This window comes from Microvirga sp. BF8, assembly GCF_059888585.1.
The window spans coordinates 4,171,452-4,196,076 of sequence record NZ_CM187619.1 but is presented as its reverse complement, the minus strand read 5'-3'; the positions used below and the strand labels follow the sequence as shown (position 1 = coordinate 4,196,076).

The following is a 24,625-nucleotide window of genomic DNA, read 5'->3' as shown; positions in this document are numbered from 1 at the left end:
GCACAGGCAGGCGGAACCACCGCCGCATGCGACGAGGACCGGGCGAACGGCTCGAAGAGCCGCCCCGGACGCGTCGTCAGAGAATATAGAAGGCGGCGTTGGTCAATGCCGGCTTGGTGCCCGAATTGGTGAGCGTGGCGATGAGGGTCTGAGCGGCGGCTCCCGTTCCGTCGGCATCGTAGAAGATCTTGCCCGATGTCTGATCGTAGATGATGCGGTCGTCCAGATCCTTCGCCACCGTGCCGAGGGCGAAGGCGGTCGTTTTCAGCTTGCCGATATCGGTCGGGCCGAACCCGGCGAAAGCGGTCCGGGACAGGTAGATATGGTCGTTGTTCGCAATGCTGAAGTCCTGGATCAGGTCGGCCGCTGTCGGGGTCGGGGCCGTATCGAACAGGAACACGTCGGATCCCAGGCCTCCGGCCAGGCAGTCGCTGCCTGCGCCGCCGCTCAGGGTATCGTTCCCGGCCCCGCCGGAGAGCGTATCGTTGCCGCTGCCGGCCCGGATCAGATCGGCGGCCGCGGTGCCCGTGACGTTCTCCGGATTGACGTCGGTGATCGCGAGCGTGAACGTCTTGCTGATCGTCGCCGTGCCGTCATTGGCGGCGACCGTGACCTTGAAGGAGGTCAGCTGCTCGTAGTCGATCTTGGCGTTGTTCTTGACGCGGAGCTCGTTGTTCACGAGTTCGACCCGGCCGCCGCCATCGTCGAGCAGGGTGTAGGTCAGGCCGTTCTGGTCCGGATCGTTGGCATTGACGATGGCGATCGTCTGTCCGACGGCCGCGTGCTCCCGAACCATGGTGTTGGACAGGGTGAGATCGACCGGGGCCTTGTTCACGTTCGTGACGGTGATCGACACGGTTCCCGGAACCTTCGCGCTGTACCCGTCGGAAGCATAGACACCATATGTGAACGTGGTGTCCTGGTTCACCTGGATCAGGGCCGGGTCTCTGACCTGGATCGTACCGTTGACGATCTCGAACCGTCCGTCGGCGCTGACCTGCCCGTTGGTGCCGGCCATCGCATTGGTGAACGTGTAGTTCAGGGGATCGTTGTCCGCATCTGTCGAGGACAGCGTCCCGACCACCGTGCGAGCCGCAACAGCTTCGGAAATCGTGCCGTTGCCGAGGAGTACCGGCGCCGAAGGGGCACGGTTCGCGTCTGCCACATCGATCGTGATGCTGCCCGAGGTCGTGCCGCCGTGGCCATCGGTGGCCGTCACCGTGTAGGTGAAGGACTGATTGCCGTCGACCTGGATGTGGAGCGGATTGTTGACCACGATGGTGCCGTTGACGATCTTGAAGCGGCCGTCGGCGCTGATCAGGCCCGAGGAATAAGGCTGGGCCGAATCGAAGGTGATGGCGAGCGGGTCGCCGTCCTGGTCCGTGGCCGACAACGTCCCGACGAGTTGCCCGGCGCTTGCCTTGTCGGTGGTGCTGTTCCCTGTGAGGACCGGCGCCGTCGGCGCGTGATTGACAAATCCGGTGGCGACCGAATGGACGGTCGCGATGGTATCCTGCGACACTGTTCCGCCGCTCGCATCGGTCACGCTGATCGAGAACGTGGTGGTCTCGATGTCTCCGCCCGGCGCCGTCGGGCGATCCGTGGGATTGAACCGAAGGGCCATGATCGCCGCCATCGCCTGCTGGGCCGACCCGATGATGGTGAAGACGCCGGTTTCCGCATCGTAGGTGCCGCCATTCGTCGGAATGAGAGCGCCTTTGCTCGCGGCATCGAGCGTGACTCTGACAGTCAGGATATCGCCGGCGTTCTGATCATTGAACGCGACACCCGAGAACGGGGCCACCAAATCGGTGTTCTCCGTATCGGCCATCGAGAAGGTCTGATGCACGACGGCAAGAGTCGGAGCGCGATTGATCGTCGTCGCCGTCACGGAGACGTTGGAATTCGGCGTCGCCCCCGCGCCCTCCGCATCCGTCACGCTGACGGTGAAGTGAGTGGTCTGTGAACTGCCGACTGCATCGAGCGGGCGATCGGTCGGATCGTAGACGAGGTTCCGCAGAGCATTCTGAACCTGCTCTGCCGTCCCGGTGACCGTGTAGCGCCACAGCTGGGCATCATAGGAGCCGATGCCGAGATTCGTCAGCGCTCCGTAGTTGTGGTCCATGGTGACGATTGCGGTCACCATGGCGCTGTCGGTATCCGTGATGGTGATCGACGAGAAGGGGTTGACGACTTTGTCGTCGTCGACGCCCAGATTCACGGGAGAGGAGATTCCGCCGATCTCAGGGGCGGTATTGCTTCCGAGGATGCTGCCTTCACCGACGAATCGGATGTTCTCGATATTGGCGAGCTTGGTACCATCGTAATTCCGGACGGAGATGATGACCGTGTCATTGCCGCTGTACTTGGTGTTGAGCTCGATGGCGACGTCGCCGAGATCGCGGATATAGTAGGTGTCGTCGCCGTCGCCGCCGGCCATCGTGTCATTGCCGCCGGCGCCGTCGAGAGTGTCGTTCCCGTAACTGCTGGTCAGCTTGTTGTCGCTGCCGTTGCCCGTCAGGGTCGCTCCGCTCGTTTCCTTGTTGACCAGATTCTCGAAGCCGGCCCCAAGCGTGTAGCTGGAACGCATGACCTCGATGGTGTCGTTGCCGCTGGCATCGACAAGCACGTCCATGGTGTCGACGCCGATCATATAATAATCGTCGCCCAGGCCGCCGACGAGCGTATCGACATAGCCATAGCTGCCTTCGAGGGTATCGTTGCCGTCGCCGCCGACCAGCGAGTCGCTGCCGCCGCCGGCGTTGATGTAGTCGTTGCCGCCGCCGCCGACGAGGGTACTGCCATGCGAGCTGCCGAGGATCGTGTCGTTCCCGTTCGATCCGATGAACGATCTGATTCCCGGGGAGAAGAGCGTATCGCTCGCGAGCCGCACTCCGCCGCTGTATTCGTCGACCCAGTTGCTGCCGAGATCGGCCTTGATGGCAAAGGTCGTGCCCAGATCCTCATAGGTGAGCGTCGTCGAGGCGCTTCCGGAGATGCGGTTCGTGCTGGCCTGAGTGGCCATGCCGCCATGCACGGTGTCGCTGCCCATCGTGGCCAGAATCGTGGTCGACGCGCCCGCATACAGGACGTCGTTTCCGAGGCTGCCGTCGATGGTCGAGGCGGATCTACCGCCGTAAATCGTGTCGTTGCCGTCGCTGCCGATGAGTTTGGTGACGTTGGTCAGGATGTCCTCGCCCTGGCCCGTGGCCCTGCCGGTCGCAAGGTTGGCACTGATGGCTTCCGAGCCGAAATAGACCACGGTGCCGTTGACGAGGGTATCGTTGCCATCGCCGCCGAACAGCGTGTCGTCGTTGCCGCCGCCCGTCAGCGTGTCGTCGCCCGCACCGCCGTCGATGTACCAGGCGAGCGCTGAGTTGCCGGCATGGATGACGTCCCCCTGCATCGAGCCAACCATGGACTCGATGTCGATATAGGTATCGAGAGTCCCCCAGGTGTCGGTTCCCGTATGCGCCTGGTAGGTAATGCCGCCATACGTCCAGGCGGCATCGCCCACATTGGCGACGATGCCCGCTCCACCGGTTTCCTGCAAATAGGAGACGGTGTCGTAGTCGTCTCCGCCGTCGAGGGTGTCGGCGCCGCCGCCGCCGATGAGCGAGTCGTTGTCGAGATCGCCGTGGAGATCATCCGCATCCGTGCCGCCCCAGAGGGTATCGTATCCGTCGCCGCCATAGATCGTGAGCGGGGTCGCGCCGTCCGGATCGCCGAGCTCGTTGCCGTCCGCATCACCGTGGATGACGGAGGCGGCCGCCGGAGCAGGCGCGGTGGCCGCACTCATCTCGGCAGTCGTGATTTCGGCCAAGGAAACCTCCCTGTCGGTCGCGGAGGCGGGCACCGGAAGGCCCGCCCGCGGCGCGGTGCCGGGGACGTGGAAGGGATCCTCGCCCGGGGTCGCGGTGCGCGTGGGTGCAGGGTCTGCCATGACAAGGCTGTCCAGCCCGATCAGAGGCCGGACTGCCTTGTCGAGGTCCATCGCATCCAGAACCTTGGGAGGAACGGGAAGTTCGATGTGGCTCTGGCCAGGCTTGCGGATGGATGTCGTCATGACCCGTTCCTCTCGTTCGAAGGCACCGCCCGGTTCGCCAAGAGGCAGTCCGGTTTTCGCAACGATGGATCATATCTAAACCGTCCGTGAGGTCAGCTCCTTGGACGGAGAGGACGGACACGACAAAAATGCAGCGCTATCATTGCAATAATGAAAGCTTGCTCAACCTCTGCTGAGTCTCGCAGCCGAGCCTGCAATCTGTAACGGCAACATCCGCGGCATTGTTCACGGACGAGAATCGAGTCGGAAGCGCTTCCCGCCCGGGGCCCGGTTCGTCGCTCGGGCATGCGCGATGTCACAGGGAAAAGATGATCCCGCGATGGAACCGGCTCCCGGGAAGGAGATCGAGGCTGTGCGCCCCGATCCCGGCTCAGAGCCCGAACAGCTTCTCGAGGAAATTCTTCTCGCGCGAGCTGTGACGGGCTGGTTGAGGCTGGATCCAGCCGCTCTCGCGAGGAACACCCAGGGTAGGGTTCTCGCCCGCGCTCGCCACCGGCGTTTCATTCGGGTCGGTGAACCTGTCCATGCCCGGCAGAGGGACGGGCTTCTGGTCCTTCAGCGCCACCTTCATGAAGTCGTGCCAGACCTCGGTCGGCAGGTTGCCGCCGGTCACGCGCTTCGTGAGGGCGCCGTCGTCGTTGCCGAGCCATACGCCCGCCACCAGCGAACCCGTGAAGCCTACGAACCAGGCATCCTTGTAATCGTTCGTCGTGCCGGTCTTTCCCGCCATGACCCAGCCGGGGATCTGCGCCCGCCTCGCCGTGCCGATGACGAAGGTGTTGTGCATCATATCGTTCATCATGGCGACGGCGGCGGGATCCACGACCCGGCCGAGACCGCCGCCCGCGGGGCGCTTGTAGACCACCTTGCCGTCCGTCGTCTTCACCTGGTTGATGACGTAGGGGATGACGCCGGTGCCACCATTGGCGAAGGCCGCGAAGGAGCTGACCAGTTCGAGCGGCGTGACCTCGGAGGTGCCGAGCGCCAGGGAGGGATTCGCCTGCAGCGGCGAGGAGATGCCCAGGCGCTGCGCCGTCTGCACTACGGCCTTCGGTCCGACCTCCAGGTTGAGCTTGACGGCGATGGTATTGAGGGACAGGGCGAGTGCATCCCGCAAGGTGACCGGTCCGCGGAACTTCCGGTCGTAGTTCTCCGGCGTCCAGCCCTTGTAGTTCACGGGGGAATCGTCGCGCACGTCGTTGGGCGTCCGGCCCTGCTCCACCGCCGTCAGATAGATGAAGGGCTTGAAGGCGGAGCCCGGCTGGCGCCGTGCGGATGTCGCGCGGTTGAACTGGCTCGCCTCGTAATCGCGGCCGCCGACGAGAGCCCTCAGGGCGCCGTCCGGTTGCAGGGCGACGAAAGCACCTTGGCTGACGTTGAATTTCTGACCCTTGGCGTTGAGCTCGTCCACGAGCGCGCGCTCGGCCGCCGCCTGCATCGCCGGATCGATGGTGGTCGAGACCACGATGTCCGATTCGACGGTGCCGACGAAGTCGTCGAGCACGTCCATCACGTAGTCGGCGGCGTAGTTGACCGACCCGGCGCCCCTCTGCCGCACCGGCTCCGCCGGCGCGCCCAGCGCCGTCTTGGTCATGCCCGGCGTGATGAAGCCGAGATCGTTCATGGCGGCGATCACGAGCTCGGCGCGGGCCTGTGCGGCTTCCGGATTGCGGTTGGGAGCGAGCCGGGACGGCGCCTGGACGAGGCCCGCGAGCACGGCCGCTTCGGAAAGCGAGACGTTGCGGGCTGACTTGCCGTAATAGCGCTGGGCGGCCGCCTCGACGCCGTAGGCGCCGGCACCGAAATAGACCCGGTTGAGATAGAGCTCGAGAATCTGGTCCTTGGTGTAGTTGCGCTCCAGCCAAAGGGAAAGGATCGCCTCCTGGATCTTGCGCGAAGCCGTGCGCTCCTGCGTCAGGAACAGGTTCTTGGCGAGCTGCTGGGTCAGGGTCGAGCCGCCCTGGGCGACGCCGCGATGGGTGATGTTGCGGAACAGCGCCCGGGCGATGCCGATCGGATCGACGCCGAAATGGTCGTAGAAGCGCCGGTCCTCGATGGCAACGAAGGCCTTTGGCAGGTAGGGCGGGAGTTCCTTCAGCGAGACGGTTCGGCCACCGGTCTCGCCCCGGTTGGCCAGCAGCGAGCCGTCGCTCGCCATGATGGCGATGTTCGGCGGACGCTTCGGCACGGTGAGCTGGTCGATGGGCGGCAGCTGGGCGGCGTAATACGCGACGATGGCGCCCACGGCGATGATGCCCCAGAGGCAGAGGACGATGCCGCCATAGGCGAGCCTGCGCAGGAACGAGCCGCCCCGCCGGCGTTTGGCTTTCCTCGGACGTGCCGTGCGGCGCGCGGACGGGTCCCCGCCGCCTCCCTGGGAAGCCCGCTTCTGTGCCATTCTGCCCCCTGCCCGATCCTCAGGCGAGAGGCGAAAATCCATCGCCCCCGCTTCGGCCGTCGGCGTTTCGAAGGACGGCTCGCGCCGGTCGCGTCCGTTCGCCACGTCTAACCCCGTTTTCATGCAGCCGGCATCTTCCGGCTTTCACGCATGCTCTGGAGCACTGTAATTGTGGCGGTTTAAGGGGCAGTTAAGCGGGAATTCCCAGCGGAACTGCCGAGGTTGCAGGACGTTCGGTCTCTCATGGATCCATATATCGTCGTCCTGACCGGCTTCGGGGTGGTGGTCCTGCTCACCGCCTGGCTGCCCATGGTTCTGAAGGAACTGCCCCTGACGCTGCCGATTTTCTGCGTCGGCCTCGGAGCAGCCCTCTTCGCCATTCCCACGACCCCTGGAATCATGCCCCATCCGGGCGAGCGGATCGACATCGTCGAGCGCCTGAGCGAGCTCGTGGTGATCATCGCCCTGCTCGGTGCCGGGCTCAAGATCGATCGCCCGTTCCGGTGGAAGCGCTGGCGGCTGACCTGGCGCCTCCTCGGCATCACCATGCCGCTCACCATGGGCGCCCTCGCCTTTCTCGGCGAGCGCCTGCTGGGCCTGGGCACCGCGACGGCCCTGCTTCTCGCAGCCTCCCTTGCCCCGACAGACCCAGTGCTCGCCAGCGATGTGCAGGTCGGGCCGCCGGGCAGCGGCGAGGAGGACGAGGTGCGCTTCTCCCTCACCTCCGAGGCAGGCCTGAACGACGGTCTCGCCTTTCCGTTCGTGCTTCTGGCAATCTCCCTCGCGCGCGATGCCAGCATCGAAACCTTCACCGAATGGCTGGCCTATGCGGTGGTCTGGAAGATCGCGGCCGGGGTCGGCATCGGCTATCTGGCCGGGCGGATCCTGGGCTGGCTGACGTTTCACCTGCCGAATCGCGCCCGCCTGTCGCGCACCGGGGCGGGCTTCGTGGCGCTCGGCATCACCTGCCTCGTGTATGGCCTGTGCGAGATGGTGAAAGGCTATGGCTTCCTCGGCGTCTTCGTGGCCGCCCTGGCGCTCCGCGCCACGGAGCACGAGCACGACTATCACCGGCGCCTGCACGATTTCGCGGAGGAACTGGAGCGCCTGCTCATGATGATGGTGCTTGTACTGTTCGGCGGCACCATCACGGGAGCCGGCCTGTTCGCGGGGCTCACCTGGCAGGCGGTGCTCTTCACCATCCTGGCGATCTTTCTGGTGCGGCCTCTCACCGGATGGATCGGAATGCTGGGCATCGACCGGCCCGCCGACGAGAAGCTCGCGATCAGCTTCTTCGGCATCCGCGGCATCGGCTCGATCTACTATCTCGCCTACGCGCTGCAGCAGGGCCGGTTCGAGGAACCCAATCTCCTCTGGAGCGCGATCGGCCTCGTCATCCTCGTCTCCATCCTCCTGCACGGCGTGACCGTGACGCCCGCCATGAGACGCCTCGACCGCCGTCGCCGCGTCCGGGCCCGCAAGGACCGAACGCCTCCTACTCCGCCGCGAGAGGAAGCTCGCCTGTCCTGAGATCGGCCCTGGCCAGATCCCGGATATGGGCCAGATCCTTGACGAAGGCGTCATAGGCCGACCGCTTGGTCTCCTCATCGGGCAGGCGCAGCAGGTAGGACGGATGCACGGTGATATAGCCGTTCATGCCGTCGAACTTCGCTCGCCCGCGCGAGCGCGAGATCGGCGTCTGCTTGCCGGTGAGCGCCAGCAGGGCGGTGCCGCCGAGCGCCACGACGAGCTTGGGACGGATCAGCTCGAGCTCCTTCATCAACCAGGGGCGGTAGTGCCTCACTTCTCCGGCGGTCGGCTTGGAATGGATGCGCCGTTGCCCGCGCTGTTCGAACTTGAAGTGCTTCACCGCATTCGTGAGATAGACCTTGTCGCGGTCGATCCCGGCCGCCTTCATGGCCTTGTCGAACAGCCTGCCGGCGGGCCCCACGAAGGGACGGCCCTGGATGTCCTCCTGATCCCCCGGCTGCTCCCCGACGAAGACGATGTCCGCGTGGGCGGGTCCCTCGCCGAAGACGGCCTGGGTCGCTCCCGGCACCAGCGGCCCTGCCTCCGCAATGGCGGCGTTCAGCTCCTTCAGGCTCTTCGGCTCATGGTCCCACTGCGCCTCGGGCTCAGGCTTGCGTTTGGTGGTCATGATGCTCTCCTGCTCGATTATCTCCTCAACGCTTTGAGGCATGGTTTGGATCGGGCTCCTGTCCGGCATGCCGCCGAACAGGCTGCGCCGGGTCTCCCGCGCCATCGCGTTCAGCCGGTGCACGAGCGGGTCGCCCGGGATGTGCAGGAGTTCGCGCTCTCCGTTCAGGACGCGCCAGATGAGCTGGTAGAGCAGGGCATAGCGTTGCGGATCGTGGTGATGGACGACGAGGCCGATCATCTCGCCGACAGGGCGCGGCAGGGAGATCGGCGGAGCCTCCTCCTCGCTCTCGCTGCCGAACAGGTCCGGCTCCTCCGCGATGGTCCAGAGCACATGCTGTGGCGCCAGCTCCTCGGCGATCAGGCGGCGCACCGCCTGGCGGAAGCCGTCGAAATCCGCGCCGTCGTTCAGGGCGATGCGATGGAGTGTCATGAAGCGCCTCCGTCATTTTCGCAGGGCAGGTCAGGAACCTCGTCGATGCGCGCGGGTTGCTTTTCGTTCGCTTTTTGTTCTAGCAAAGGACGGGCCTGGCGGCGAGAGTTCCGGACAGGACGTGAGGTCGCAGCGGCCCGCGTCGTTCCGGACCGCGGAAGGAAGCCTGGAACGAAAGCCACGGTCACCGCCGCGCTTTCTCCATCACGCTCGGCGGTTACGGGTGTTCCGCTCTGCTGGCCCTTGGGATCAGCCCCGGGCCGGAGGGCCGTTCCGGAATGGCAGCGAAGCGGTCCACACGCCGAACTCCGGGTGCCCTCGCCAGAGCAGGACAGCATCCTTATCTTGAGGCCATGCATCCTCTTTTGACCCCCGCCACCCGGCTCTGGCTCCGCTTCGGTCTCAACGAAATCGGGCCGCTGATCTCTCTCGCCGCGTGCGGCCTCTTCGCCTGGGCCTTCATCGCTCTCGCGGGCGAGGTGTTCGAGGGCGAGACCCATGCCTTCGACAGTGCCATCCTGCTCGCTCTCCGCAATCCGCAGGACTTGGCCGATCCCCTTGGTCCCGGCTGGCTGGAGGAATCGGCCCGGGACATCACGGGGCTCGGCGGATACGCCATTCTGACGATGGTAACGGCGTCCGCCGTGATCTATCTGCTCATGGCGGGCAAGCGCGGCGCCGCAGCGCTCGTGGCTGTTGCCGTCATTGGCGGAGCCTTGCTGTCGACCGGCCTCAAACTGGGCTTCGAGCGGCCCCGGCCGGACCTCGTGCCCCATGCCACGCGGATCTATACGGCGAGCTTTCCCAGCGGCCACGCCATGCTGTCCGCCGTCAGCTACCTGACCCTCGGCGCACTTCTGTCCCGGGTGCAGGAGCGTCGGCGGATCAAGGCCTTCGTGATGGGGCTCGCGGTGGTGACGACCCTGCTCGTCGGCCTCAGCCGCATCTATCTCGGGGTGCATTGGCCGAGCGATGTGCTGGGCGGCTGGGCCGTCGGCGCCGCCTGGGCGTCGCTCTGCTGGTTCGTGGCACTGCAATTGCAGCGCCGGGGCCGGGTCGAGAAACCCGGGGAGACGTCGGCCCCAGCATGACCGAGGATTCCCCGAAACCGGTTCGCAAGCCGCCGCGCAAGGTCACGCCTGCCTATCTCCAGCGCGCGGCCATGGCCTATCTCGAGCGCTATGCCTCCTCGGCGGAGAATCTGCGCCGCGTGCTCCGGCGCAAGGTCGAGAAGCGCTGCCGTCTGCGCGGCGAGGATCCGGGCGAGTTCCACGAGGCCATCGACGAGGTTGTGGCGAAGAGCCTTCGCACTGGCCTCGTCGACGACACGCGCTATGCGGAGGCCCGCGTCGCGACCCTGCGCCGGCGTGGCGGCTCGGCCCGCGCCATCCGCGCGAAGCTGTCGTTGAAGGGCGTCGATCGGGACACCATCGCCACGGCGTTGGAGGGCGAGGACGGCGAGGAGGAGCAGGCCGCGCTCGCGCTCGCCCGCCGCCGCAGGCTCGGCCCCTATCGGTCCGGCGAGCGCGCGCCGTTCCGGGACAAGGACCTCGCCGTCCTCGCCCGCGCCGGCTTCTCGTTCGACATCGCCCGGCGCATCGTCGACGGTGAGCGCGACGAGGCCGATTTCTAAAGTCTCGGACCGGATGGCGGCTCGCACGCGCCGCAACAGGAGCGGGTCCGATGGGCGCGATGCTCTAGATCAAGCTCGCCCCCACATTCACCGCGAGGGCGAGGACGGTGGTGTTGAAGAGAAACGACAGGATGGTGTGTCCGAGCGCGAGGCGACGCATGCGCTTGGAGACGATGACGACGTCGGATGTCTGCGCCGCGGCCCCGAGATTGAACGAGAAATAGAGGAAATCCCAGTAATCCGGCTTGCCCTTGTGTGGAAAGGTCAGTCCACCCTGCTCTCCGCGGTTGCCATAATATTCATGCGCGTAATGGATCGCGAAAATCGTGTGCACGAAGAACCAGGAGCAGAGGATGGTGATCCCGGCGACCGTGATCCGGAGCGAGGTTCCTTGCGGATCGCCATGAAGGCCGTGGAGTTCGATGGCGATGGCTCCGAGGCTCGCCACCGCGGCCACAAGGGTCAGGATGAGGGCGACGGCGGCCCCTTCATCCTCGATCTGGGCGCGCCGCTGCATCTGGCTGATCGTGGAGCGATAGGCCAGGCTGGCGGCGATGGTGAGATAGACCAGGACACCGGCGTCCCAGCCGACGAGGATGCGGGAATTCAGCTGGATGTCCCCGGGGAGAACCATGAACACGAGGACACCGGCCAGCACGGCACCGAGAAGGCGGGGGTGAAAGCGCGCTTGAAAACGGGTCATGTGTGGCATCCATCCGGCCGGCCATCCGCCATTCCGGAATCGCTCCCGATCTGTCGCGCACGGACGCTCCGCCATCATGGCGGGTTCCGGGCTGGAGCATCCAGCAAAGCGTCCTAGATCAGTGCATGCAACTGGCGAAGGAGAATATGATGAATCGCAAGGCGAGGGCCGTATGGCAGGGCACGGGTCGGGACGGTACCGGCCATCTCACGACGGATTCCGGCATCCTGTCGAGCACGCCCTATTCGTTCAAGACCCGGTTCGAGAACGAGAAAGGCACGAACCCGGAAGAACTGATCGCTGCGGCCCATGCCGGCTGCTTCACCATGGCGCTGGCGTTCCAGCTCCAGGGTGCCGGCTTCACCCCGACGGAACTCGCCACGGAAGCCAACGTCTCCCTCGACAAGGAGGGCGAGGGCTTCAAGATCTCGAAATCCGCCCTGACGCTCCAGGCGACGGTGCCGGGGATCGACCGCGCCAAGTTCGAGGCACTGGCCCGCGAGGCAGAGAAGAACTGTCCCGTTTCGAAGGTGCTCAACGCCGAGATCACGATGGATTTCACGCTGGCATGAGACTGGCCGATAACTCCGCCGTCATTCCGGAATGGTCCGAAGGACCGGGCCGGTAAAGGCGGCGGAGCGACCGGCAAGGACGGCAATCGTCGTCACACCCCCAGCCGCCGCGCCCACTGCTTCGGCGCGGCGATCTCCTTCAGGGCGAGCCACTCCGCCATCAGTCGCAGCTCAGCTCCGAGCGGGGCGGCCATGTCGTCCGGGTGCATCGAGGTTTCCGGATGGATCGAGTGGACGATCAGGCGTCCGGCGGCGCGGTCGGCCTTCAGGTCGAGCCTTGCGACGATGCTGTCGCCAAGGAGGAAAGGCAGGCAGTAATAGCCGAATTCGCGCTTGTCGGCTGGGGTATAGATCTCGATCCTGTAGCGGAAATCGAACAGGCGCTCCGTGCGCGTGCGCTCCCAGACGATGGGATCGAAGGGCGAGACCAGTGCCCTCGCCTCGACCTTGCGCGGCAGACGCGCGGCGGGGTCGAGATAGACCGGGCCGTTCCAGCCCTCCACGGTCACGGGCACGAGATCGCCCGCCTCGACCAGCTCGGGAATGCGCAGCTTCGCATCCGCCGCCTCGAGCCGGAAATAGTCGCGCAGGCAGCGCTCGCTGGCGATGCCAAGCGCCCGGATCGAAAGGCGCAGCAATTCGCGCTGCGCTTCCTCCTCGGCCGGAGTCGGTGCATTGATGACGGCCGCGGGCAACACCCGTTCCGGCAGGTCGTAGAGGCGCTCGAATCCGCGCCGCGTGGCGGTCGTGACCTCTCCGGCCCAGAACAGCCATTCCAGCGCCCGCTTGCCGTCGCTCCAGCCCCACCAGGAGCCCTGGCCCTTGCCGCCGATGGACAATTCGCCGGCGCCGATGGGCCCGCGGGAGGCGATTTCACGCTTCACCGCCTCGATGAAGGCACGCTTTTCGCGCCCGAACCGGGCAATTCCGCCATAGATGCCCTCGCCGCGTGCCGCCCGCGCCATGCGCCACCGGAACAGGGGGTGCAGGTCGAGACGGATCAGGGAGGCCTCATGCCCCCAGTACTCGAAGGCGCTGCGCTTCCGGGGATGGTAGGCGGCCTTTTCCAGCCACTCCCGGTCATAGGCGCCGAGCCGGGAGAACAGCGGCATGTAATGCGCGCGCACCAGCACGTTGACCGAATCGATCTGGAGCAGGTTCGAACGCTGGAGGACGCGCGCGACATGCCGGGAGGTCGGCGCGTCGGGGCGTCCTTCGGAAAAACCTTGGGCGGCGAGCGCGATGCGCCGCGCCTGGGCGAGGGAGAAGCGGGTCCGGGGTGCCATCGTGTGAACAATTGCAGAACTTTCGCCCAGCTAGCCCGATCCCTGCCCGCCGGGCAAGACCGTCCGTGGCCTCATCCCCGGCGGATCGCAGCCTGGCGCGCGCCCGGAACCTCGGAGTGGGCCGGTGCGTAAATCCTGTCCGCAGTCTATACGCATATCAGGCCTGCACGCCGAACTTCGGGACAATCCGGTCTTTCTCTCATAGAAGGGCCGCCCGCAATGCGAAGGAACCCATGGATCAGCCAACGTCCCAATCCCGGCAGCCGCAGGCCCCGGCCCTCAGCCAGGCCGAGATCCGCACGATCATCGTCGGCATCATGCTGGCGCTGCTCCTGGCTGCGCTCGATCAGACCATCATCGCCACCGCCCTGCCGACCATCGGCCGCGAGCTTGGCGATCTCGAGCATCTGCCCTGGGTCGTGACCGTATACCTGCTCGCCGCCACGGCCGTCACGCCGCTCTACGGGAAGTTCAGCGACAGCCACGGGCGGCGCATCACCATGCTGATCGGCATCGTCGTCTTCATCCTGGGCTCCATCGCCTGTGCGCTCGCGCCGAGCATGCTGGTCCTCATCCTCGCGCGCGGGGTGCAAGGACTCGGCGGCGGCGGCCTGATCGCGCTCTCGCAGACCATCGTGGCCGATCTCGTGCCGCCCAAGGAGCGCGGGCGCTATCAGGTTTATTTTGCCAGCGTGTTCATGACATCGAGCCTCGTCGGGCCGGTGCTCGGCGGCTTCTTCGCGGAGCATCTGCACTGGTCGGTGATTTTCTGGATCAACCTCCCGCTCGGGCTGATCGCGCTCCTCATCACCTTCCACACCCTGAAGAAACTGCCGCGGCACGACCGCCCGCACCAGCTCGATCTCCTGGGCGCGGTGCTGCTCGTGGCCGCCACGGTCTCCCTGCTCCTGGCCCTCAGCTGGGGCGGCCTGCGCTATCCCTGGGGCTCACTCCCGATTCTCGGCCTCTTTGCCCTGTCGGCCCTGCTATGGGTCCTGTTCTCTCTCCGGATGCGGTGGGCGCCGGAGCCGCTGATCCCGGCGGGCGTGATGCACAATCCGGTGGTGCGCATGGGCACCCTCGCGGCCTGCTTCGGCATGGGCACCTATATCGGCCTCACCATCTACCTGCCCGTCTATTTCGAAGCCGTGCGCGGGTTCTCCGCCAGCTTCTCCGGCCTCGCGCTCATCCCTCTCATGGCCGGAACGGTGGTCGGCGCGACCCTGTCGGGCCGGTCGATGGCGAAGGTGAGGCACTACAAGCGCCTGCCGCTGGCGGGCCTGTCGGTCGCGATCGCGGCGATGGCGATTCTCGCCTTCTTCGCCGAGAGGCTCTCGTTCTGGGGCATCGAGGTCGTGCTCGCGGTCATCAGCATCGGGCTCGGGACGCTGCTTCCGGTCTCGACGGTCGCCATCCAGAATGCGGTCGCGGTCCATCAGCTCGGCACCGCGACGGGAACCGCCAACTTCTTCCGCTCCCTCGGCGGCGCCTTCATCGTCGCGATCTTCGGCGCCATCGTGCTCAGCGGGACCGGCCTGAGCGGAGCCGCGAACGTGGAATCCCTCGCCGGAGCGGCGGCCCGGAGCGGCATCGATCTGGCGCATGTGTTCGCGTATGTCTTCGTGGCGGCCATGGTCGGCTTCGGCCTCGCCCTGGCTTTCCTCCTCGCCATGGAGGAGCGACCCCTGCGCAGCGGCGCGGTCAAGGCGGCCGAGGCCGCCATCGCGGATTGAGTTCAGGGCTGATCAGTCGAGCGTCTGCCGGAACCTCGCCACCGCCAGGCCCATGGCGGCGAGCGTAAACAGCCCGAGCGCCAGCACGTCGACCTGCAGGTCTACGAAGGCGGCGCCCTTCAGCATGATGCCGCGCACGATGCGCAGGTAGTGGGTCAGGGGCAGGATCTCGCCGACCACCTGCGCCCATCCCGGCATGCCGCGGAAGGGAAACATGAAGCCCGACAGCAGGATGTTCGGCAGGAAGAAGAAGAACGACATCTGCATCGCCTGGAGCTGGCTCTTGGCGATGGTGGAGAAGGTGTATCCGACCGACAGGTTGGCGAGGATGAAGAGCAGCGTCAGGGCGATGAGAAGCCAGAGGCTGCCGACCACCGGCACATCGAACAGCAGCCGCGCGGCGCCAAGGATCAGGCCCGCCTGCAATCCGCCGACGACTAGGTAGGGCGCGATCTTGCCGAGCATGATCTCAACGGGCCTGATCGGCATCGCGAGCAGGCTCTCCATCGTGCCGCGCTCGACCTCGCGGGTCACCGACAGGGCGGTGAAGATCAGCATCGTGAGCGTCAGGATCGTGCCCATGAGGCCGGGCACGATGTTGAGCCGCGTTTCGCCGGCGGGGTTGTAGCGGCGATGGATGCGCAGTTCGAAAGGCGGGGGCTGCGCTGCGCGCGAGGCCACGGGCCCGACCAGATCGTGGGAAAACACCGTCGCCGTCAGGCCCTGCAGCGCGGATACGGCGCCGCCCGAGGCGACCGGGTCGCTCGCATCGGCGATCACCAGGAGGGCGGGACGCTCGCCGCGGATCAGGTCGCGTCCGAAATGGGCCGGAATCTGCACGCCGAACTGCACCTTTCCCGACAGGATCAGATGATCGAGCTCCGCCTCGCTCGCGGCACTGGCGCGGATGTCGAAATAGCTGCTGACGCGCATCGCCGCGATGAAGGAGCGGGAGAAGGGACTCTCGTCCTGGATCAGCACCGCGGTCGGCAGATGCTTGGGGTCGGTGTTGATGGCATAGCCGAAGAGAAGCAGCTGCGTGAGGGGAATGAAGATCATGGTCGCGAAGGTGATGCGGTCCCGCCGCAGCTGCAGCAATTCCTTGATGAAGGCCGCGTAGATGCGGCCGAGCGCGGCGCGAAGGCCCCGGGTCCGACGGCCGGCTCCAGATCGATCGGCGCCCGCTCCGGTGCTCATGCGAAGTTGTCCGTGGTATGGCCCATCAGGTCGATGAACACGTCCTCGAGGGTGGCCTCGCCCGGCGCCCAGGCCTGCGGCCCCCGTTCGCGGAAATCCTTCGTCGCGGCATCGAGCCTGTCCCGGTCTCGCCCGCTCACGTGAAGCGCCGTGCCGAACGGGGCGACCATGTCGACGCCCTCGCGGGTCTTCAGTCGTTCCGCCAGATCGGCGAGATCCGGCCCGGTGACGATGTAGGTGGCGAGATGCGCGTTGGCGATCACCTGGTCGACCGTGCCCTGCGCCAGCAATTCACCATAGGCGATATAGGCGATCTCATGACAGCGCTCGGCTTCGTCCATGTAGTGGGTCGAAACGAGCACCGTCATGCCGTGGTGGGCAAGGGTATGGATCTCATCCCAGAAGTCCCGCCGTGCCTTCGGATCGACGCCCGCCGTGGGCTCGTCGAGAAGGAGGAGCTGCGGGTTCGGCAGGATGCAGGCACCGAGTGCGAGACGCTGTTTCCACCCCCCGGACAATTCGCCGGCGAGCTGCCCGGCGCGGTTCTCGAGGCCGAGCCTGCGGATCGCCCCGTCGGCGGCCGCGCGCGGGTCGGCGAGATTGTAGACACGCGCCACGAACTCAAGGTTCTCGCGGATGGAAAGATCCGCATATAGCGAGAACCGCTGTGTCATGTAGCCGACATGACGCTTGATCTCGTCGGACTGGGTGAGGATGTCGTATCCGAGGCAGGTTCCATGCCCGCTATCCGGCGTGAGCAGGCCACAGAGCATGCGAAGCGTCGTGGTCTTGCCGCTGCCGTTCGGGCCGAGAAAGCCGTAGATCAGGCCGCGCTCCACCTGCATGGACAGGTTCCGCACCACCGGGCGCCCGCCGAAGGACTTGGTCAGGCCCTCCACGTCGATAACGATGTCGGACGCCGCGGGCCGCGTGGCATGACCTGTCGTTCCCGCGCTCACGATGGCGACTCCGGCTCGGGAAGCGTGACGCTCACCGGCAGGCCGATGGGCAGGCTCGTGCCGTTCAAGGGCTGTGCCTCGATGCGGAACACGAGCTTGGCGCGTTCCTGCTCGCTGAAGATGACCGGCGGCGTGTATTCGGCCTGCCCCGACATGAAACTGATCTTCGCCCTCAGGTCCGGAGGGCAGCCGTCGCAGGTGACGCCGACAGTTCTTCCAAGGGCGAAGGCACTCAACCGCTCTTCGGGCACATAGAAGCGGATGCGGCGGTTGGCAGGCGGGAGGAGCGCAAGGACCGGCTGCCCGGGATTCACCGTTTCTCCCGACCGGAAATAGACGTCCTGCACCTGGGCGTCGGTGGGGGCGCTGACCTTGCGCTTGGCAAGCCGGGTCTCCGCCTGGTGCAGGGTGGCTTCCGCAGCCTGTGCCGCGGCCTCCGCGGCCTGGATTTCCGCGGAGCGGGCCACGATCTGCCCCGCCTGGATCTGCCGTTGGACTTCCTGCAGGCCGGCCTTGTCGCGCTCGAACGCCGTCCTCGCCTGATCGAACTGGGCCTTGGCGGCGATTCCCCGGGTGTACAATGCCTGCTGTCTGTCCAACTCGGCCTGGGAGAGTTCGAGCTGCGCCTTGGCGCGCTCCTCCTGCGCCCGGAGCACGGCGATTTCCTCGGGGCGCTGGAGAGACGCCTGCAGGTTGGCGAGCTGCGCCTTCGCCTGCTGCCATCGTGCCTCGGCCTCGTTGCGCTGGGCGATCTGCATGGACGACTCCAGTTCGAAGAGCGGCTGGCCTGCCGTGACCCGATCGCCGTAATCGACCGCCAGATTCTCGATCCGGCCGCCTTCCTCCGGCGCCATGAACACCAGATAGCCTTCCACGTAGCCCTGGAAACGATCGGCGTCCCCGCTTCTCCCGCCGTAGAACCAGAAGGCTGCGCCAGCGCCCGCCAGGATGATAACCGCGACCGCTGCGAGGAGCCGGGCGCGGGTCATGGCTGCGGTCCTTTCAGGGCCCTCATCATCAGGCCGAGATGCGTTTCGAGCATCGTCTCCACGTCGAGAGGATCGATCTTCTGGAAAAAGGTCGTCCACAGAAGGGCAAGCAGGCCCGGCGCGACGGCGAGCTGCGGGAACCTGACGAGCGCATCCGATTGAAATTCCCCCGTTGCGATGCCCTGTTCGGCAATTCCCCTCAACAGTCGCATGCCCCGGCTGATCACCTCCCGGTGATAGATCTCGGCGAGCTGGGGAAAGCGCCCGGCTTCCGACAGGATCAACCGCACGATGTCGATGCGGCGGGTACCGAGGATCTCCTTCCTCAGAAAGGCGAACAGGGCCCTCAGCTTGTCCTCGGCGGGCGCATCGACGGCAAGGATCCGCTCCTCGATGGCGCCGATGGGGCCTCCGATTCCGGAATGGATCAGGGCCTCCAGCAAGGCCTGCTTCGAGGGCACGTAGAGATAAATCGTCCCCTTGGCGACGCCCGCCTTCGCCGCGACGTCCTCGAGCCGGGCCTCCGTGAACCCCTTTTTCAGGAAGACATCCAGCGCGGCGTCGAGGATCGCCTGGAGTTTGGCCTCGCGATCCTCCTTCTTCCGGGCCGGTGTCCGCCGGGGAGCGCGCTGCTTCGTGGCCATGAGTCGGCGCCTCGTGTTATGACTGACTGGTCAGTCACCATAACATTCGGGACGGAAAAGTCCAATCGGCCGCGAGCTCTGTGACTCGCAGGTTCCGGGACCTGGGCGGGGCGAAGCGGCCAAGCTGCGCGGGGCGGGCCAAGACGTCCGAGCGGCCCCGGCGTGGCCCGGAGGCTCCTACAGCCGTCCCCGAATCAGAATCCACAAAGCAGACAAGACGATCAGGAGAACGAGGCCGATTCCGATGGTTTCGAACAATGCTTCGGCCCGTGCGGCCGCCGCCGGAGGCGGGCCCGTCTCGCTGCCCGGTTCATCGAGGATCGGGCGGGTGCCGGCTGCCGGGGTCCCGAAAGAAGACCCGCCCGGCCAGGAGGGCACTCCGTCGCATGTGATCCGGCTGGCGCAGAAGATCGATGGCATCGCTCCTCCAGTGTCGCATCCGGGAGCGTCGGCACCCGACTGAAGCCCCTCTTCGCGGCGGATTTGGGATATCTGCGGCCTCATGCCTGGGGATAGCGGGCCAAGGTTGTGGAGTGTTTGGCCTTCCTTGACACTTTGGGGGGATATGACGTGCTAGGACGGCATCGGTTTGAAGCACCGCTCGAGGGAGGCGCATGAAGGTCGGCATCGATATGGGGCAGGTATCTTCGTCCCCCGGCGGGACGGCGGCGATGCTCGATCTGGAGGAGCTCCTGGCGACGCGCCTGCTGGTGCAGGGCAATTCCGGCTCCGGCAAGTCCCATCTCCTGCGACGGCTGCTCGAGCAGAGCGCGCCGATGGTGCAGCAGGCCGTCATCGACCCGGAGGGAGATTTCGTCACCCTCGCGGAGAAGTTCGGCCACGTGGTGGTGGATGCCGCCCGCAGCGAGGGCGATATCCAGCGCATCGCCGCGCGGGTGCGCCAGCACCGGGTCTCCGTGGTTCTCAGCCTGGAAGGGCTCGATGCCGAGGCGCAGATGCGCTGCGCCGCCGCCTTCCTGGGCGGGATCTTCGATGCGGACCGTGACTTCTGGTATCCGATGCTCGTGGTGGTCGACGAGGCGCAGCTCTTTGCGCCCGCTGCCGCTGGGGAAGTCTCGGACGAGGCACGCAAGGTCTCGCTCGGCGCCATGACCAACCTGATGTGCCGCGGCCGCAAGCGCGGGCTTGCCGGAATCATCGCGACCCAGCGGCTCGCGAAGCTCGCGAAGAACGTTGCCGCCGAAGCCTCCAACTTCCTTATGGGGCGGACCTTCCTGGACATCGACATGGCGCGCGCCGCCGACCTGCTCGGCATGGAGCGCCGCCAGGCCGAGATGTTCCGCGATCTCGAACGCGGCCATTTCGTCGCCCTCGGCCCGGCCCTGTCGCGCCGCCCGGTGCCGATCCGCATCGGTGCCGTCGAGACCGCGGCAAGGAGCGGCAACTTCAAGCTCCTGCCCCTGCCGGAAAAACCGGTGGAGGATGCCCGCGACCTGATCTTCAAGGCGAGCGAGGACGAGCTTGCCGCCCGCCCAGTGGTGCCGCGCCGTCCGCCGCCACCCCCGCCCCCGGCGACCAACGACCTTCTGGCGCAGCTCGCCCGCACCCGCCCGGCCGCCACGTCCGAGCCTGACCCGGAGCCGACGGCGGAATCGAAGGCGGCGCGCGATGCGGCCCTCGATGCCATCCTGCGCGAGATTCTCGAGGATCCGGAGGCGGCCTTCCGCACGGTGGCCGTGCTGTATCAGGATTTCCTCGTTCGCTGCCGCATCCGGCGCGTCGGCGGAGAACCCCTGAACCTCCCGGCCTTCCGCCGCCGCCTTGCCGTCGCCCGCGCCGGCGTGAGCACGCAGACCGCCCAGGGTTCGGAATGGGATCGCGCGGTGGCCTTCGCGGCCGACCTCGCGGAAGACATCCAGGGCGTCTACCTGCTCCTTGCCCGCGCCGCCCTGGAGGGCGCGCCCTGTCCGCCGGATGGCGAGATCGCGCGGGCCTGCGGCAGCCGCTCGCCGGGCCGCGCCCGCCGCCTCGTCGCCTATATGGAAAACCGCAACATCGTCGTCACCCGCAACGACCCGCGCGGCCTGCGCATCATCGCGCTGCCCGATCTGGGGTGGGAGACGGGACCGGGCGATCCGAATGCTTTCGAGGAGCCGCCGGTAGCGGCGAACGGACAGGATCTGTTCGCGGTCGGGTAGAGGGTACGCGTCTCATGCCGGACCCTCTTCCAGGGCAGGGACGGACCATAAGGTGCAGGCCATGCCGCTTTCACTTCGGCTGCTCGAAGGATAGAAAACGCAGCACCCGATACGATCCAGCGGAATTCAACCCATGCACAACGACCGCCTGAGCCTCGATGAAATCGCCCGCCGAGTGGATGCGAAGGCAAGAGCCTTCTGCGAATCGAGCGACCGCATCTGGGCCATGCCGGAGCTCGCCTTCGAGGAGCACCGCTCGGTGGCGGAGCAGATCGCGATGCTGGAGCGTGAAGGATTCCGCATCACGCCGAATGTGGGCGGCATGGCGACGGCCTTCGTTGCCGAATGGGGAGGCGGCGGTCCCGTCGTCGGCATCCTCGGCGAGTACGATGCGCTGCCGGATCTCGCGCAGGCATCCGGCGTTACCGCCCACAAGCCGACACAGGCGGGCACACCCGGTCACGGCTGCGGCCACAACTTGCTTGGCTCGGCTTCCGCGCTCGCCGCCACCGCCTTGAAGGATGCGCTCGAAGGCCAGGGCATCGCCGGCACCGTGCGCTATTACGGCTGCCCGGCGGAGGAAAGCGGCTCGGGCAAGACCTTCATGGCGCGGGCCGGCCTTTTCGACGATCTCGACGCCGCGTTCTGCTGGCACCCGAGCGTCGTCAACGAGGTCCAGACCGCGTCTTCGCTCGCCTGCATCCAGGCCTACTTCCGTTTCAAGGGCCGCGCCTCGCATGCCGCCGTCGCTCCTCATGTGGGGCGCAGCGCCCTGGACGCGGTGGAACTGATGAATGTCGGCGTGAACTACATGCGCGAGCACATGCCCTCCGACGCGCGGGTGCACTATGCCGTCACGAATACCGGCGGCAATGCGCCGAACGTGGTGCAGGCCTATGCGGAATCGCTTTATCTCGTGCGCTCGCCGCATCTCCCCGATGCGGAACGCCTGTTCGAGCGCGTGAAGAAGATCGCGGAAGGCGCGGCGCTCATGACCGAAACGACCGTCAGCGTGCAGATCACCGACGCCACCTCCAACGTCCTGCCCAACAAGGCCTTGCAGGAGGCCATGTACGAGAACATGCGCCGTCTCGGCCCGCCCCCCTTCGACGACGCGGATTTCGCGTTCGCCGAAAAGCTGCGGAAAGCGGCGCTGACGGAGGAGGACGTGCTGGCGAGCGTGAAGCCGCACGACCTCTCGCTGAAGACCAAGATCCTTCACGACGGCGTGCTCGCCATGCCGGTGCGGGAGGAATGCATGATGGGCACCACCGATGTCGGCGACGTGAGCTGGATCGTGCCGACGGTGCAGTGCCACACGGCATGCTTTGCCATCGGCACTCCGTTCCACACCTGGCAGCTCGTGGCGCAGGGCAACCTGCCGGCGGCCCACAAGGGCATGGTGCTCGCCGCCAAGGCGATGGCGGCCACCGCCGCCGATGCCTTGCGCAACCCGGACCTCATCGCCCGCGCGAAGGCCGAGCTGAAGGAGCGCACCGGAGGCCGGCCCTATGCCTGCCCGATCCCGGATGACGTGACGCCGGACGACCTTCGCGCCAAGGCCGCGTGACGGCTCGTCCCGCCAGCACATGAAGTGAAGGAGGGTTCCCCCATGAACGATGCCCGTCTCTCCGCCTCGCAAAAGGTCTCGCTCGCCACCCTGCCGACGCCGCTCGAGCCGCTTCCTGCTCTGACGCGCGCCTTGGGAGGGCCCGAGATCTGGGTGAAGCGGGACGACTGCACCGGCCTTGCGGGTGGCGGCAACAAGGCCCGCAAGCTCGAATACCTGATGGCCGAGGCCCTAAGCCTCGGAGCCGACACGATCGTGACTGCCGGCGGCATTCAGTCCAATCACGCGCGGCAGACCGCTGCCGCGGCGGCCCGGTTGGGGCTGCGCTGCATCCTCGCGCTCACCGATTCCGTCCCGGGCCGCAGCCCCGCCTATCACAGCGGCGCGAACCTGCTTCTCGACCGCCTGTTCGGCGCCGAGATCCGCTTCTTCGATGGGGATGCCGACACAGATGCGGTCATGGCGGAGATCGCCGCCGCCTGCATCACGGAGGGCGGGCGCCCCTATGTCATTCCCGTGGGCGGATCGAACGCCGTCGGCGCGAGGGCCTATGTGGATGCCGCCGCCGAGGTCCTCGGGCAGGCGCGGGCGCTCGGTGTCTCGTTCGACCATGTGGTCGTGACGACGGGGAGCGGCGGCACCCATGCGGGCCTCGCGCTCGGCTTGGCGGATGCCATGGTGCCGGTGCTCGGAATCAGCGTCAGCCGCGCCCGCGAGGCGGCCATGCAGCGGGTGACGGAGCTCGTCGACAAGACCGCGATATCCTTGAAGATCGGCCGCCGGCCCGAGATCCTGGTCGACGACCGCTTCGTCGGTCCCGGCTACGGCCTGCCGACGGAGGCCATGACGGAAGCGGTCGGCCTCACTGCCCGGACGGAGGGATTGCTGCTTGATCCGGTCTATACGGGCAAGGCGATGGCCGGTCTGATCAGCCATATTCGCGAGCGGCGACTCGGCCCGGGTGACAGGGTTCTTTTCTGGCATACGGGCGGCAGTATCGCGCTCTTTGCCTATGACGACGTCTTCGGGAGGGACCTTGGAGAGAGCCATCAGGGTTGATCGGAGGAAATGGGGCAATCCCTCCTGAACTTGCACATTTGCAAATTCATTTTGTTCATCTTGGTATCGTGTTTGCGTTCCAGCAATCCTATCTTCGGATCAACCGACGGATGGAGAGCAACATGAAACTCACGGGAATTCATCACCTGACCGCCGTGACCGCCAATGCGAAGGGCAACCATGACTTCTACACGCAGGCCCTGGGTATGCGGCTCGTGAAGAAGACGGTCAACCAGGACGACGTCAGCGCCTACCACCTGTTCTACGGCGACGGCCAGGCCTCGCCCGGATCGGACATCACCTTCTTCGACTGGCCCGTTGAGCGCGAGCGGCGCGGCACTCACAGCATCGTGCACACGGCCCTGCGCGTGACCGGCGAGAAGACCCTGCAATGGTGGAAGGACCGCCTCGATGCGCATCGCATCGCCCATGGCGGCATCGTCGAGCGCGACGGGCGGCTGTGGCTCGATTTCGAGGATTTCGAGGGCCAGCGCCTCGGCCTCGTGGACGACGGTGGTCAGGGGGATGCATCCCATCCCTGGACGCGCAGCCCCGTGCCGCCGGAGCATCAGATCCGCGGCCTCGGCCCCATCACCATCAGCGTCCCGGCCATCGAGAGGACGGCATTAGTCCTGACCGCGGGCATGGACATGCGCGCGGCACGGGAATATCGCCGGGACGACAATCCCGTGCACGTGTTCGAGATGGGCGAGGGCGGACCGGCGGCCGAACTGCACGTGGCTGTCGAACCGCATCTGCCTGCGGCGCAACCGGGCGCGGGAGGGGTGCACCACGTGGCATTCCGCACGCCGGATAACGAAACCTATCAGGATGCGGCAGAGCGCCTGCAGGCGATGCGTGCGCCTTCCAGCGGCCCGGTCGACCGGTACTATTTCCGGAGCCTCTACTTCCGCGAACCGAACGGCATTCTGTTCGAGATCGCCACAGACGGCCCCGGATTCGCAACGGACGAGCCCATGGAGCATCTCGGCGAACGCCTCTCCCTGCCTCCCTTCCTGGAACCGCGCCGGGCACAGATCGAAGCAGGCCTGAAGCCCTTGTAAGGG

General features: G+C 66.4%; 19 protein-coding genes. 10 read left to right on the top strand and 9 right to left on the bottom strand.

Annotated features, from left to right (window positions below; translation table 11 throughout):
* Positions 1 to 76 precede the first annotated feature (76 nt).
* Both AC522E_RS19755 and AC522E_RS19750 read right to left on the bottom strand, forming a co-directional pair.
* Positions 77 to 4,066 carry a beta strand repeat-containing protein gene (locus AC522E_RS19755; protein ID WP_500747932.1) on the bottom strand — a complete coding sequence of 1,330 codons (3,990 nt, stop codon included), beginning with the start codon at positions 4,064 to 4,066 and terminating at the stop codon, positions 77 to 79.
* Positions 4,067 to 4,436: 370 nt separating this feature from the next.
* Positions 4,437 to 6,569 carry a transglycosylase domain-containing protein gene (locus AC522E_RS19750; protein WP_500750773.1) on the bottom strand — a complete coding sequence of 711 codons (2,133 nt, stop codon included), beginning with the start codon at positions 6,567 to 6,569 and terminating at the stop codon, positions 4,437 to 4,439.
* A 138-nt stretch (positions 6,570 to 6,707) separates the two neighbouring features.
* On the opposite strand from AC522E_RS19750, the gene AC522E_RS19745 reads away from it, so the two are divergent.
* Positions 6,708 to 7,994 carry a cation:proton antiporter gene (locus AC522E_RS19745; RefSeq protein ID WP_500747931.1) on the top strand — a complete coding sequence of 429 codons (1,287 nt, stop codon included), beginning with the start codon at positions 6,708 to 6,710 and terminating at the stop codon, positions 7,992 to 7,994.
* Here AC522E_RS19745 and AC522E_RS19740 read toward each other — a convergent pair.
* Complete coding sequence (locus AC522E_RS19740; protein WP_500747930.1) at positions 7,960 to 9,054, bottom strand: UdgX family uracil-DNA binding protein; 1,095 nt, start codon at positions 9,052 to 9,054, stop codon at positions 7,960 to 7,962. The two genes, AC522E_RS19745 and AC522E_RS19740, sit on opposite strands and share 35 nt — an antisense overlap.
* A gap of 353 nt (positions 9,055 to 9,407) precedes the next feature.
* Here AC522E_RS19740 and AC522E_RS19735 point away from each other — a divergent pair, with 353 nt between their 5' ends.
* Both AC522E_RS19735 and AC522E_RS19730 read left to right on the top strand, forming a co-directional pair.
* Positions 9,408 to 10,145, top strand: coding sequence for a phosphatase PAP2 family protein (locus AC522E_RS19735; protein ID WP_500747929.1), 738 nt, complete (start codon positions 9,408 to 9,410; stop codon positions 10,143 to 10,145).
* Positions 10,142 to 10,687: a regulatory protein RecX gene (locus AC522E_RS19730; RefSeq protein ID WP_500747928.1), complete on the top strand. Its 546-nt coding sequence runs from the start codon at positions 10,142 to 10,144 to the stop codon at positions 10,685 to 10,687. Before AC522E_RS19735 ends, AC522E_RS19730 begins: the two co-directional genes overlap by 4 nt.
* A 64-nt stretch (positions 10,688 to 10,751) precedes the next feature.
* Here the strand turns inward: AC522E_RS19730 and AC522E_RS19725 are convergent, their stop codons facing one another.
* Positions 10,752 to 11,390 (bottom strand): DUF1345 domain-containing protein, encoded by a 639-nt coding sequence (locus AC522E_RS19725; RefSeq protein ID WP_500747927.1) that lies wholly within the window; start codon positions 11,388 to 11,390, stop codon positions 10,752 to 10,754.
* 149 nt (positions 11,391 to 11,539) lie between these two features.
* Here AC522E_RS19725 and AC522E_RS19720 point away from each other — a divergent pair, with 149 nt between their 5' ends.
* Positions 11,540 to 11,962 carry an OsmC family protein gene (locus AC522E_RS19720; RefSeq protein WP_500750772.1) on the top strand — a complete coding sequence of 141 codons (423 nt, stop codon included), beginning with the start codon at positions 11,540 to 11,542 and terminating at the stop codon, positions 11,960 to 11,962.
* A gap of 92 nt (positions 11,963 to 12,054) precedes the next feature.
* Here AC522E_RS19720 and AC522E_RS19715 read toward each other — a convergent pair whose 3' ends face one another.
* Positions 12,055 to 13,248: a winged helix-turn-helix domain-containing protein gene (locus AC522E_RS19715; protein WP_500747926.1), complete on the bottom strand. Its 1,194-nt coding sequence runs from the start codon at positions 13,246 to 13,248 to the stop codon at positions 12,055 to 12,057.
* Positions 13,249 to 13,481: 233 nt separating this feature from the next.
* On the opposite strand from AC522E_RS19715, the gene AC522E_RS19710 reads away from it, so the two are divergent.
* Complete coding sequence (locus tag AC522E_RS19710; protein ID WP_500747925.1) at positions 13,482 to 14,981, top strand: MDR family MFS transporter; 1,500 nt, start codon at positions 13,482 to 13,484, stop codon at positions 14,979 to 14,981.
* Between the two features lie 12 nt (positions 14,982 to 14,993).
* Here AC522E_RS19710 and AC522E_RS19705 read toward each other — a convergent pair whose 3' ends face one another.
* Genes AC522E_RS19705 through AC522E_RS19690 form a run of 4 tightly spaced genes read right to left on the bottom strand, consistent with a single transcriptional unit; the run spans position 14,994 to position 18,770 of the window.
* Positions 14,994 to 16,178, bottom strand: coding sequence for an ABC transporter permease (locus AC522E_RS19705; protein WP_500747924.1), 1,185 nt, complete (start codon positions 16,176 to 16,178; stop codon positions 14,994 to 14,996).
* Positions 16,175 to 17,137, bottom strand: a complete 963-nt coding sequence (locus tag AC522E_RS19700; protein ID WP_500747923.1) for an ABC transporter ATP-binding protein — start codon at positions 17,135 to 17,137, stop codon at positions 16,175 to 16,177. Before AC522E_RS19700 ends, AC522E_RS19705 begins: the two co-directional genes overlap by 4 nt.
* Positions 17,134 to 18,126: an HlyD family secretion protein gene (locus AC522E_RS19695; protein WP_500747922.1), complete on the bottom strand. Its 993-nt coding sequence runs from the start codon at positions 18,124 to 18,126 to the stop codon at positions 17,134 to 17,136. Before AC522E_RS19695 ends, AC522E_RS19700 begins: the two co-directional genes overlap by 4 nt.
* Positions 18,123 to 18,770, bottom strand: a complete 648-nt coding sequence (locus AC522E_RS19690) for a TetR/AcrR family transcriptional regulator (RefSeq protein ID WP_500747921.1) — start codon at positions 18,768 to 18,770, stop codon at positions 18,123 to 18,125. The genes AC522E_RS19695 and AC522E_RS19690 overlap by 4 nt, the downstream gene beginning before the upstream one ends.
* Positions 18,771 to 19,014: 244 nt before the next feature.
* On the opposite strand from AC522E_RS19690, the gene AC522E_RS19685 reads away from it, so the two are divergent.
* The 5 genes from AC522E_RS19685 to AC522E_RS19665 all read left to right on the top strand — a co-directional run bounded on the left by AC522E_RS19685 (position 19,015) and on the right by AC522E_RS19665 (position 24,622).
* Complete coding sequence (locus AC522E_RS19685) at positions 19,015 to 19,233, top strand: hypothetical protein (protein WP_500747920.1); 219 nt, start codon at positions 19,015 to 19,017, stop codon at positions 19,231 to 19,233.
* 151 nt (positions 19,234 to 19,384) lie between these two features.
* Entirely contained in the window at positions 19,385 to 20,929 is a 1,545-nt protein-coding gene (locus tag AC522E_RS19680) for a helicase HerA domain-containing protein (protein ID WP_500747919.1), read from the top strand.
* Positions 20,930 to 21,062: 133 nt separating this feature from the next.
* On the top strand, positions 21,063 to 22,499 hold the full coding sequence (locus AC522E_RS19675) for a M20 family metallopeptidase (RefSeq protein ID WP_500747918.1): 1,437 nt from the start codon (positions 21,063 to 21,065) through the stop codon (positions 22,497 to 22,499).
* 42 nt (positions 22,500 to 22,541) lie between these two features.
* Positions 22,542 to 23,558: a D-cysteine desulfhydrase family protein gene (locus tag AC522E_RS19670; protein WP_500747917.1), complete on the top strand. Its 1,017-nt coding sequence runs from the start codon at positions 22,542 to 22,544 to the stop codon at positions 23,556 to 23,558.
* Between the two features lie 122 nt (positions 23,559 to 23,680).
* On the top strand, positions 23,681 to 24,622 hold the full coding sequence (locus AC522E_RS19665; protein ID WP_500747916.1) for a ring-cleaving dioxygenase: 942 nt from the start codon (positions 23,681 to 23,683) through the stop codon (positions 24,620 to 24,622).
* Positions 24,623 to 24,625 lie beyond the last annotated feature (3 nt).